Below are 10,428 nucleotides of genomic sequence, written 5' to 3'. Positions count from 1 at the left end.
CAGCGTCTTGCCGCTGCCGGTGCTCGAATGCAGCAGCCCGCTGCGGCCTCGCGCGATCTCGGCCCAGACCTGGCGCTGGAACGGGAACGACCGCCAGCCTTGCTCGGCGAGCCAGGCGTCGATCGACAGGCCCTCGCTGACGACACCGGCGTCGCTCGCGGTGTCCGCGTTGATCACGGTGGCCACGTCGCTCACGACCTTCGCGTTCCGTCCGGCCTTCGTGTTGCTCACGGCTTCCGCGTCGCCGCCTGCTTTCATCGCGCTCACGGTGCGGCCTCGTCCGCGTCTTCGAGCAAGCCCTGCTCCGGCGCTGCGCCCGTTGCCGGCGGCGTCCGCGGCGCCGCGCGGACGAGGGCCGCGTCGCCGCCGCCGGCGGGCAGCAGCGCCTGCAGCGTCTGCAAGGTGTCCGCCTCCTCGACCGGCTTGTCCTCGCGCCGGCGCAGCATGCGCGGGAAGCGCACCGCGATGCCGCTCTTGTGCCGGCCGCTGCGGGCGATGCCCTCGAAGCCGAGTTCGAACACCATCGTCGGCGTGACGCTGCGCACCGGGCCGAAGCTCTCGATCGTGGTGCGACGGATCGCCGCGTCGACCGCCTGGATCTCCGCGTCGGTGAGGCCCGAATACGCCTTCGCGAACGGCACCAGCTGGCGCGCCGGATCCTCCTGCGGGCCGTTCCAGACGGCGAAGGTGTAGTCGGTGTAGAGGCTCGCGCGCCGGCCATGGCCGCGCTGCGCATAGATCAGCACCGCATCCACCGACAGCGGATCGATCTTCCACTTCCACCAGACGCCGACGTCCTTGGTGCGGCCGACGCCGTAGCGCGCGTCGCGCCGCTTGAGCATCATCCCTTCGACGCCCAACGCCCTCGCCTGCTCGCGCTCGCGCGCCAGCGCCGCCCAGTCCGCGCCGCTCACGAGCGGGCTGAGCTCGAGCCCCGGCAGCGGATGCCCGGCCACCAGGCGCTCCAGCCGCGCGCGGCGCTCATGCTGCGACAGCTCGCGCAGGTCCTGGCCGTCCTGCTCGAGCAGGTCGTACACGCACAGCGCCACCGGCAGCTCGCGCAGCAGCTTCGCGCCCAGCGTCTTGCGGCCGATGCGCCGCTGCAGCTCCGCGAAGGGCATGGCGCGACCGTCGCGCCAGACGAGGATCTCGCCGTCGAGCACCAGGCCCTCCGGCAGCGCCGCGCCCATCGCGGCGAGCTCGGGGAAGCGCTCGGTGACCAGCTCCTCGCCGCGCGACCAGATCGCGACCTCGCCGCCGCGCCGCACCAGCTGCGCGCGGATGCCGTCCCACTTCCACTCGACCAGCCAGTCCGCGGCCGGCCCGATCGCCGCGTCGAACTGCTCGACCGGCAGGGCCAGCGGATGCGCGAGGAAGAACGGATACGGCTGCAGGCCGCGCGCGCCGCCCTCGTCGGCCGTGGCCTGCGCCGGCGCGACCAGCGCGGCATGGTCCGCCGCGGTCGGCCGCGCGCCGACATGCGTGTAGCCCATCAGCCGCTGCGCGACCAACTTGGCATCCACGCCGCCGACCGCCGCCAGCGCCTGCGTCACCTGCAGCTTCGACACGCCGACGCGGAAGGCGCCCGTGATCAGCTTGAAGTAGACGAAGCGCTGCTCGACCGCCAGCGAGGCCCACTGGCTCTGCAGCGCCAACGCGAGCGCCTCGGGCGGCTGGCCGCGCAGCGGCAGCAGATGCTCGGTCATCCAGACGGACAGCGGGCGCTCGACCACGTCCGTCGGGTCGGGCAGCAGCAGCGCGATGGTCTCGGCCGCGACCGGCTCGCCCGAGAGGCCCAGGCGCGTCGCGACCGGGCCGCTGGCGGCGACGCCGCCGCTGAGCCACGGATCCTGCGGATGCAGCCACAGCGTGTAGCCGAAGCTGGCGGCGTACTGCATGGCCCGCTGGACGGTGAGCGTGTTGCGGATCGGGCGGTAGGCCTGCGAGAAGCCGACGCAGCCGGACTCGGTGAGCTCGGCCATTTCGGTCAGCGCCTCGCCGTCCAGGCCGCGGGTGAGCGCGCCCAGCGGGAAGAGGCGGCAGCGGCTGAGCTTGCGGGCGCGGAACTTGAGCATGTCCACCAGGCCCGGCTCGTCCAGCGCCGGATCGGTGTCGGGCGGGCAGACGAGGCTGGTGACGCCGCCGGCGGCCGCGGCGGCGAGCTCGCTTTCGAGCATGCCTTCATGCTCGTGGCCGGGCTCGCGCAGCCGCGCGGCCAGGTCCACCAGGCCCGGTGCGACGACCAGGCCGTCGGCATCGATGACGCGGTCCGCGCTGAAGTCGCCGACCTGGCCCAGGCCGACGATGCGGCCCGACGCGATCGCGAGGTCGCCGCGCTGGTCCAGGCCCGAGGCGGGATCGAGCAGGCGGCCGTTCTGGATGAGGATCTTCATGCTTCGTTTCCGGCGAGGATGGACATGACCGCCATGCGGACCGCGATGCCGAAGGTCACCTGCGGCAGGATCACGCTGTGCTGGCCGTCGGCGACAGTGGACGAAATCTCGACGCCGCGGTTGATCGGGCCCGGATGCATGACGATCGCATCCGGCTTGGCCAGCGCCAGCTTCTCCGGCGTGAGGCCGAAACTCTTGAAGTACTCGCCGGCGCTGGGCAGCATCGCGCCGCTCATGCGCTCGTTCTGCAGGCGCAGCATGATGATGACGTCGGCATCCTTCACGCCCTCGGCCATATCGTGGCAAACGCGCACGCCCATGTCCTTGAGGTCGCCCGGCACCAGGGTCTTGGGGCCGACGGCGCGGATCTCCGGCACGCCCAGCGTGGTGAGCGCATGGATGTCGCTGCGCGCGACCCGCGAATGCACGATGTCGCCGACGATCGCCACCGTGAGGTTGGTGAAGTCCTTCTTGTAGTGACGGATCGTGTACATGTCCAGCAGGCCCTGCGTCGGATGCGCGTGGCGGCCGTCGCCGGCATTGACGACGTGGACATGCGGCGCGCAGTGCTGCGCGATCAGGTAGGGGGCGCCGGACTCGCTGTGGCGCACGACGAACATGTCGGCATGCATCGCCGAGAGGTTGGCCACCGTGTCCAGCAGGGTCTCGCCCTTGGCCGTGCTCGAGCGCGCGATGTCCAGGTTGATGACGTCGGCGGACAGGCGCTTGGCGGCGATCTCGAAGGTGGTGCGGGTGCGGGTGCTGTTCTCGAAGAACAGGTTGAACACCGACTTGCCGCGCAGCAGCGGCACCTTTTTGACCTCGCGGTCGTTGACCGACAGGAAGGTGCCGGCCGTGTCCAGGATCTGGTGCAGCACGGCCTTGGGCAGACCCTCGGTGGACAGCAGGTGGATCAGCTCGCCATGCTTGTTCAGCTGCGGATTGCGTTTGCTCAGCATGGGATCAGTCCTCCTTCACGTCGAAGCTGAAGCGGCCGTGGTCGCCCGGATCCTGGCCCTTGACCAGGCTCAGCCGCTGGTGCGGCGCCAGGGCGACGCGCGCGGCGGAGAACGCCGGCTCGATCGGCAGCTCGCGGCCGCCGCGGTCGACCAGCACCGCCAGCGTCACGCTCGCGGGGCGGCCGAAGTCGAACAGCTCATTGATGACGGCGCGGGTGGTGCGGCCGGTGTAGAGCACGTCGTCGATGAGCAGGATGTGGCGACCCTCGACCTCGAAGGGCAGCCGGGTGTGGTCGGCGCTGGCGTTCATGCCCTTGCTGCCGAAGTCGTCGCGGTGCAGCGCGCTGGAGATGACGCCGTGCTGGCCCGGCAGCTTCAGGTCCTGCTGGAGGCGTTCGGCCAGCCAGGCGCCGCCCGACCAGATGCCGACCAGCGCGCAGTCGGGTTGCAGCAGGCGCTGGACGCCGCGCGCGAGGTCGGCGTAGAGCGCTTCCGCATCGAGGTGCAATGTGCTCATGGGTGTTCCCGGAAGAATTGTTCGAGGATCAATGCCGCGCTCGCGGCATCGAGGTCGCGCGCGCCCTGGGACTGGGCTTCCGCGCTGGTGTAGCGTTCGTCGACTTCGACCACCGGCAGCCGGTAGCGGCCACGCAGTTGGCCCGCGAACTTGAGCGCGCGGGCGGTCATTTCATGCGGGGCGCCGTCCGGATGACGCGGCACGCCGATGACCAGCGCATCGGGCTGCCACTCCTGGATCAGCGCCGCGATCGCGGCCCAGCGCGCATCGCCCTGCTCGGTGATCGTCCGCAAGCCCCGCGCGCTGCCCAGCATCCGGTTGCCGGTCGCCACGCCCAGGCGCTTGGTACCGAAATCAAAACCGAGGGGGGAAACGAAAGACGACGGGGAAGCGAGGGTCATGGCGCTTCCGGGATTCATGCGTGCCCGGCCTCCTGGCTGAGCATGCGCGGATCGATGCCCAGCAGCGCCAGCGCCTTGTCGTAGCGCTCCTCGATGGGCGTGTCGAAGATGATCTCGGGCGTGGCGTCGACGGTGATCCAGCCGTTGCGGCCGAGCTCCTCCTCGAGCTGCCCCGCCGCCCAGCCGCTGTAGCCCAGCGTGACCAGCACCCGCTTGGGGCCGGCGCCGCTGGACAGCGCCTCCAGCACGTCGCGGCTGGTGGTCATCTCGAGCCCGCCGGGCACGGCCAGCGTCGCGTTGTAGTGGTTGCCCTGCTCGTCCAGCGGCTCGTGCAGCACGAAGCCGCGCTCCGTCTGGACCGGGCCGCCGAAGAAGACCGGCCGCGCGGCCATGTCCTCGTCGTTCAACTCGAGCTCGACCTTCTCGAACAGGTTGCCCAGGGTCAGCGAGATCGGCTTGTTGATGACCAGTCCCAGCGCGCCCTTCTCGTTGTGCTCGCACAGGTAGACGACGGAGCCGGCAAAGGTTTCGTCCACCATGCCCGGCATGGCGATCAGGAACTGGTTGGTCAGGTCGATGCGTTCCTTGGACATAGGGGCGGATTCTATTTCACCGACACTCCGTCCCCATGACGCGAACGTCCTCTTCCCCCGCTTCCCGGCCCCCCGCGCCGACGGACGGCGCGGACAGCGCCCTGGTGTGGTTCCGCCGCGACCTGCGGGCCGACGACCATGCGGCGCTGTACCACGCGCTGCGGCGGCACCGCCGGGTCTACTGCGCCTTCGTGCTGGACATCGACATCCTGGACCCGCTGCCGCGGGCCGACCGGCGCGTGCAATTCATCCTCGACGCGCTGGGCGTGCTGGATGCGGACCTCGCCGCGCTGGCCCCCGGCGCCGGCCTGATCGTGCGCCACGGCGCGCCGCGCGAGCAGATCCCGGCGCTGGCCGCCGAGCTGGGCGTGCAGGCGCTGTACTTCAACCACGACGACGAGCCCGACGCGCTGCGCCGCGACGCCGCCGTCGGCGAGACCCTGCTGACGCGCGGCGTGCAGGTCGAGAGCTTCAAGGACCATGTGATCTTCGAGCGCTCCGAGCTGCTGACCGGCGCCGGCAAGCCTTACGGCGTCTTCACGCCCTACAAGAACGCCTGGCTGCGCGAGATCACACCCTTCTTCCTCAGCAGCTATCCGGTCGAGCGCCACGCCTCGCACCTGGCGACCGGCCCCGAGGTGGCGGCGCGCCGGGGCGTGCCCGCGCTGGCCGACATCGGCTTCGAGCCCGCCGGGCTGAGCGCGGCGCTCTCGGGCGGCAGCGCGGGCGCGCGGCGGCTGTTCGACGAGTTCCTCGAGCGCATCGACCGCTACGGCGAGACCCGCGACTTTCCCGCCGTCAAGGGCCCGAGCTACCTGAGCACCCACCTGCGCTTCGGCACGATCTCGATCCGCGTGCTCGCGCGCGAGGCCTGGCGGCGTGGCTACGCGGGCAGCGGCGCCAGCGCGGGGGCGCAGACCTGGCTGTCGGAACTGATCTGGCGCGACTTCTATCACCAGGTCCTGCACCACCATCCGCGCGTGGCGGAGCGCGCCTTCCGGCCCGAGTACGACCGCATCGCCTGGGCCGAGGGTCCGGAGGCCGATGCCGACTTCGAGGCCTGGTGCCAGGGCCGTACCGGCTACCCGCTGGTCGACGCGGCGATGCACCAGATCAACCAGACCGGCTACATGCACAACCGGCTGCGCATGGTCACGGCCAGCTTCCTGATCAAGGACCTGGGCATCGACTGGCGCCGCGGCGAGGCCTACTTCGCCGAGAAACTGATCGACTTCGATCTCGCCGCCAACAACGGCGGCTGGCAATGGGCCGCCTCCAGCGGCTGCGACGCCCAGCCCTACTTCCGCATCTTCAATCCGGTCAGCCAGAGCGAGAAGTTCGACCCCGACGGGAAATTCATCCAGCGCTACCTGCCGCAACTCTCGCGGCTGCCGCCGGCGCTGATCCACGCGCCCTGGCTCGCCAAGCCGGCGGAACTGGCCGCCTGCGGCGTCGTGCTGGGCCGCGACTATCCAGAGCCGATCGTGCGCCACGAGACCGCGCGCATGGCGACGATGGCGCGCTACGCCGTGGTCAAGGACCGCGGCTTCGCGCCGGACTAGCTCCCGGGCGCACCGTCAATGCACCACCGCGCTGCCCTTCTGGGGCAGGCGCAGGCCGTGCGCCCGGGCTTCCGCCAGGATCAGCAGGCCGCGCGCGGTGATCGCGTCGCGGGGATGCAGCGCCACGCCGACATGGCTGTCGAGCCGCACCGGATGGCCGCCCAGGTCGAAGGGCTGCGCCAGCGCGTCGCGGATGCGCTCGCCCATCGCTTCGGCCTCCTGCACCGACCCGGCGCGCGAGACCACCAGCGCGAACTGCTCGTTGGCGTGCCGCGCCAGCAGGTCGACCGGACCGGCGCAGGACGACAGCCGCCGGCCGACTTCCACCAGCACCGGCGCTGCCGCCTGCACGCCCTGGCTGCGCAGCAGCGCCTCCAGGCCCTTGAGCACCACCACCGTGACGGCCACCCGGCCGACTCGGCATTGACCATGCGCAGCACCTGGTCCAGGCGCTCCAGCAGCGCCACCTGGCCGAGCAGCCCGGTGGCGGTGTCGCGCAGCAGCGGCGAGGGCCGCGTCTGCCGGCCGGCCGCGCGCTCGCTCTGCAGCAGCTCGTCCAGGTCGCCGAACAGCGACTCCAGGCCGCTGCCCTTGTCGTAGAAGCCGTCCGCCCCTGCCTGCATGCACATGTCGCGGTAGGCGTCCATCGCGTGATGGGTGAGCATCAGGATCCGTCCCTGGAAGCCCTTGTGGCGCAGCGCCCGCAGCACGTCGACGCCGGTGCCCACCAGCAGGGTCATGTCCAGCAGCACGGTGTCGGGCTGCAGCCAGTCGATCAGCGCGATCGCCTGCGGCGCGGAGTCCGCCTCGCCGACGACGCGCACGCCGGCCATGTCCTCGAGCCGCCGTGCCAGGAGCCGGCGGATGGCCGACGAGTCCTCGACGAGAAAAATGTCCATGAAGGGATGCTCCGGATCGCGGCGGCGACTGGTTGTCACCGCCTGTCCGGCATCTTGCGCGAGGCCCGGCGCCGGCATCAGCAGCGCCCCGCGCATGCTGGTGTCGGGGCCTGTCCGCAGGATTTGTCGGGCGATCCCCTACAGCGCCCGGCCGCTCACTGGATGTCCGTCAACCCGTGCTGGACGCAGTACTTGGTGAGCTCGGTGTTGTTGCGCCAGCCGGTCTTCTCGAGGATGCGCGCGCGGTAGGTGCCGACCGTCTTGGCCGAGAGGTGCATGGTCTCGGCGATCTCCGCCGGCGTCTTGCCCGCGGCGATCAGCAGCATCACCCGGTGCTCCTGCGCCGACAGCTGCTCATGCGGCAACTGGCCCGGCGTCGCGCCGCTGAGCAGCCCCAGCAGGTGGTCCGCCATCGCGGCCGTGACGTAGCGCCCGCCCTGCAGCAGGCGCTGCAGCGCGACGACCAGCTCGTCGGTCGCCTTGTCCTTGGGCAGATAGCCGGACACGCCCATCTGCAGCAGTCGCGCCGCGTAGGCGGACTCCGCGTTGAGGCTCAGCACCAGCACCGGCACGCCCTTGAGCGCCCGCAGCATGCGGCTGGCGCCCTCGGTCCCGCTGGCGTCGGGCAGCGACAGGTCCAGCACCAGCGCATCCGGCTTGTTGGCCTGGCCCAGCTGCAGGGCCTCGGCGATGGTCGATGCCTCGTCCAGCACCGCCGATGGCCAGTGGCCCTGGATCAACTGCTTGACCCCGAGCCGCATGATCGGATGGTCGTCAACGATCAGAAACCTCATCCCAACCCTCCTCGTTCTCCCGGGTCGCCCCGGTGCTGTCCCCCTCGTCCGCGACGCCGGCCAGCGGCACGCGGACGTCGATCCGCGTGCCACGCCGCGGCGCCGGCCCGAAGACCAGTTCACCGCCTGCCAGCACGGCGCGCTCCCGCATGTTCCTCAGGCCCGAAGCATCCGCCCGCACCTGGCCCGGGCCGATGCCGTCGTCCTCGATGCGCAGGCGGTATTCCCCGTCCTCGATGCGGGACTCGATCGTCAGCTGGTGCGCCTGCGCATGCCGCAGCACGTTGGTCGCGGCCTCCTGCAGCAGGCGGAAGAGCTGGTTGTGCTGCTCGCTGCTGAGCGCCTCGTCCGGCGCCAGGTCCAGGTCGACGACCAGCTCGCTCTGCCGCTGCAGGCCCTGCGCATAGTGCTGGACCGCCGCGCCGAAGCCGAAGTCGTCCAGCAGCGGCGGCCGCAGCGTGTTGGCGATGCGGCGCGCGGCGCCGATGACCTCGTCGGCGATGGCCAGCATCTCGTCGTGCATCGGCTCCTTGGCCGGCGCGATCTTGCGCGCCATCGACAGCGCCAGCATCTTCGCCGCCGTGCCGAGCTGGCCGAGCTGGTCGTGGACCTCGCGCGCGAGCCGGCGCCGCTCCGCCTCCACGCTGCGGTCCAGTTCGGCAGCGAAGCTCTGGATGCGGGTCAGCGCCTCGCTCAGTTCACGGGTGCGCTCGGCGACGGCCCCCTCCAGCCGCGCATGGCTGTCGCGCAGCGCGCGTTCGGCCCGGTCGCGCCGTTCGCGCTCGACCCACAGCGCCGCCATCGCCGCGGCCATCAGCAGGCCCCCGACCACCGGCAGCACCTGCGCCAGCAGCGTGGTTTCCTTGGTCTGCAGCGCCACCGCCGATTCGATGCCATCGATCCGGCGTTGCTGCACCGACTTCAGCCGCCCCAGCTCGCCGCGGATCTCGTCCATCAGCTGCTTGCCGGCGACATAGGCCTGGCGGTCGTTCAGCGCCTCGGCGCCCAGCTTCCAGCGCTTCGCGACCTGGTCCTCGACCTGGCGGCGACGCTCGGCGATGAAGCGGTCCAGCCGCGCGAAGGCCTGGTCCTGGCGGTCGCCGCTGACCGCCAGCGCATCCTTGAGCTGGGCGTAGCTCGCGTCCAGGTCGCGCTGGGCGCGCTCGTAGGGCTGCAGGAAGGCCGCGTCGCCGGTGATCAGGAAACCGCGCGTGCCGGTCTCCAGGTCGATCAGCAGGCCGTTCAGGTCGGACAGCTGCTGCTGCGTGCGCAAGGCATGGGCGCGCCCCGCCTCCTGACGCGTCAGCTCGCCCAGGCTGCGGTAACCGCCATAGGCGGTGGCCACGAAGGCGACGCAGCCGGCCAGCAACAGGCCCGCAGCCACCGGAAAGGTCAGCAAGCGCATGGATGGTCCGGGCCTCCGGGCCCGTGTTCGTACAACCCTGCGGACGCCGCGTTCCAGCGATGACAAGCTCGCCGGCGTCCACCCCACTGCAGTCGGGCCCCGGGTGTCAGGCGCATCGGACGTCTTTCGCTCCGCTTGCGCCGGTCGGGCCGCTTTCGCTTCTGTCTCGCATGGATTTCGCCCTTCGGTGGGAGGGCTTGTTCGCGCGGACGCTCCCTGGCGAACGCTCACGTGGGCCTAACGCTAGAGGTGCGGCGCAGGAAAAGCAAGTCCCTGCTCACGCGCCGCGTGCCGGGAAAGCCACGTCCGCGGGCAGCAGGCGGGCCGAAGGCGAGCACTTTCACGCGACCGGCGGGTGCCGCGCGCCGGGGTCAGGACTTGTCCCACCGCCCCTCGCGGGGGCACCCCACCCCGCCTGTCAGGGGGCCTGCCAACGCGACAGCAGCGCGCCATGGCGCTGCTGCCAGTCGCGCAGCGGCGCCGCCTCGCCGTCGAGCACCAGCCGCAGGTAGGCCAGGCTGAGCTCGCGCGTCGCGGCCTTGACCTTCGGGTTGAGCTCGAAGCCGCCGGTGTTCATCCGGTCGGTGAAGATGCTGTGCGAACCGCCGCTGAACATCGCCAGCGCCTTGCGCGGTCCGCCGATCGCGTCGAACAGCGCGACCCGGTCCGACGGTCCGCTGTAGTAGCCGGGAATGGTGATCTCGTCGGCGGTGGCGCTGATGTGCAGGGTGGGGATGGCGATGCCGGACAGGATGGGCGCCGGATCGCCCTCCCCGTAGAACGGCGGCGCGGAGATCAGGATCGCGGCCTTGAAGCGCGGATCGGCCAGCGAGGACAACGACGACGGCGCCGCGCCACCGGTCAGGCCGGCGGGCGCCGGCACCTTCGCGCCGGCGATCAGCAGG

The 10,428-nt window shown here is 71.3% G+C and carries 10 protein-coding genes and 2 pseudogenes; 1 reads left to right on the top strand and 11 read right to left on the bottom strand.

Going from position 1 to position 10,428, the window contains the following annotated elements:
• From FUT87_RS18820 to FUT87_RS18795, 6 genes are all read right to left on the bottom strand, one after another.
• A partial coding sequence (locus FUT87_RS18820; RefSeq protein WP_255511917.1) for a hypothetical protein occupies positions 1 to 258 on the bottom strand: 258 nt, incomplete at its 3' end.
• A gap of 5 nt (positions 259 to 263) precedes the next feature.
• Entirely contained in the window at positions 264 to 2,393 is a 2,130-nt protein-coding gene (locus FUT87_RS18815; RefSeq protein ID WP_255511916.1) for an ATP-dependent DNA ligase, read from the bottom strand.
• Positions 2,390 to 3,352, bottom strand: coding sequence for an aspartate carbamoyltransferase catalytic subunit (locus FUT87_RS18810; RefSeq protein ID WP_091726920.1), 963 nt, complete (start codon positions 3,350 to 3,352; stop codon positions 2,390 to 2,392). The genes FUT87_RS18815 and FUT87_RS18810 overlap by 4 nt, the downstream gene beginning before the upstream one ends.
• A 4-nt stretch (positions 3,353 to 3,356) precedes the next feature.
• Complete coding sequence (gene pyrR / locus FUT87_RS18805) at positions 3,357 to 3,869, bottom strand: bifunctional pyr operon transcriptional regulator/uracil phosphoribosyltransferase PyrR (RefSeq protein ID WP_147242010.1); 513 nt, start codon at positions 3,867 to 3,869, stop codon at positions 3,357 to 3,359.
• Positions 3,866 to 4,288 carry a Holliday junction resolvase RuvX gene (gene ruvX / locus FUT87_RS18800; RefSeq protein ID WP_404935417.1) on the bottom strand — a complete coding sequence of 141 codons (423 nt, stop codon included), beginning with the start codon at positions 4,286 to 4,288 and terminating at the stop codon, positions 3,866 to 3,868. The genes pyrR and ruvX overlap by 4 nt, the downstream gene beginning before the upstream one ends.
• The gene (locus FUT87_RS18795) at positions 4,285 to 4,863 is read right to left on the bottom strand and encodes a YqgE/AlgH family protein (RefSeq protein WP_091726932.1); all 579 of its coding nucleotides are present in this window, start codon (positions 4,861 to 4,863) and stop codon (positions 4,285 to 4,287) included. Before FUT87_RS18795 ends, ruvX begins: the two co-directional genes overlap by 4 nt.
• Positions 4,864 to 4,898: 35 nt before the next feature.
• On the opposite strand from FUT87_RS18795, the gene FUT87_RS18790 reads away from it, so the two are divergent.
• The gene (locus FUT87_RS18790) at positions 4,899 to 6,425 is read left to right on the top strand and encodes a deoxyribodipyrimidine photo-lyase (RefSeq protein ID WP_147242009.1); all 1,527 of its coding nucleotides are present in this window, start codon (positions 4,899 to 4,901) and stop codon (positions 6,423 to 6,425) included.
• Between the two features lie 129 nt (positions 6,426 to 6,554).
• Here FUT87_RS18790 and FUT87_RS31780 read toward each other — a convergent pair.
• The 5 genes and pseudogenes from FUT87_RS31780 to FUT87_RS29035 all read right to left on the bottom strand — a co-directional run.
• Positions 6,555 to 6,776 (bottom strand): annotated as a pseudogene (locus FUT87_RS31780) (diguanylate cyclase domain-containing protein); the annotation flags it as partial.
• A gap of 230 nt (positions 6,777 to 7,006) precedes the next feature.
• Positions 7,007 to 7,324 (bottom strand): annotated as a pseudogene (locus FUT87_RS31775) (response regulator transcription factor); the annotation flags it as partial.
• A 155-nt stretch (positions 7,325 to 7,479) separates the two neighbouring features.
• Positions 7,480 to 8,118, bottom strand: a complete 639-nt coding sequence (locus tag FUT87_RS18780; RefSeq protein WP_091726945.1) for a response regulator transcription factor — start codon at positions 8,116 to 8,118, stop codon at positions 7,480 to 7,482.
• Positions 8,099 to 9,523 carry a CHASE3 domain-containing protein gene (locus FUT87_RS18775; RefSeq protein ID WP_147242007.1) on the bottom strand — a complete coding sequence of 475 codons (1,425 nt, stop codon included), beginning with the start codon at positions 9,521 to 9,523 and terminating at the stop codon, positions 8,099 to 8,101. The genes FUT87_RS18780 and FUT87_RS18775 overlap by 20 nt, the downstream gene beginning before the upstream one ends.
• A 418-nt stretch (positions 9,524 to 9,941) precedes the next feature.
• Positions 9,942 to 10,428, bottom strand: a 487-nt coding sequence (locus FUT87_RS29035; RefSeq protein ID WP_222617202.1) for a hypothetical protein, incomplete at its 5' end; no start/stop codon positions are given.

The organism is Mitsuaria sp. TWR114, assembly GCF_007997345.1.
Note: the sequence above shows the minus strand (reverse complement) of the source record. Positions and strands in the feature narration are given on the sequence as shown.

Bases quoted from the DNA above. Each gene is read 5' to 3' on its own strand.
- FUT87_RS18815 (WP_255511916.1), bottom strand. From the start codon at position 2,393: ATGAAGATCCTCATCCAGAACGGCCGCCTGCTCGATCCCGCCTCGGGC.
- FUT87_RS18810 (WP_091726920.1), bottom strand. From the start codon at position 3,352: ATGCTGAGCAAACGCAATCCGCAGCTGAACAAGCATGGCGAGCTGATC.
- pyrR (WP_147242010.1), bottom strand. From the start codon at position 3,869: ATGAGCACATTGCACCTCGATGCGGAAGCGCTCTACGCCGACCTCGCG.
- ruvX (WP_404935417.1), bottom strand. From the start codon at position 4,288: ATGAATCCCGGAAGCGCCATGACCCTCGCTTCCCCGTCGTCTTTCGTT.
- FUT87_RS18795 (WP_091726932.1), bottom strand. From the start codon at position 4,863: ATGTCCAAGGAACGCATCGACCTGACCAACCAGTTCCTGATCGCCATG.
- FUT87_RS18790 (WP_147242009.1), top strand. From the start codon at position 4,899: ATGACGCGAACGTCCTCTTCCCCCGCTTCCCGGCCCCCCGCGCCGACG.
- FUT87_RS18780 (WP_091726945.1), bottom strand. From the start codon at position 8,118: ATGAGGTTTCTGATCGTTGACGACCATCCGATCATGCGGCTCGGGGTC.
- FUT87_RS18775 (WP_147242007.1), bottom strand. From the start codon at position 9,523: ATGCGCTTGCTGACCTTTCCGGTGGCTGCGGGCCTGTTGCTGGCCGGC.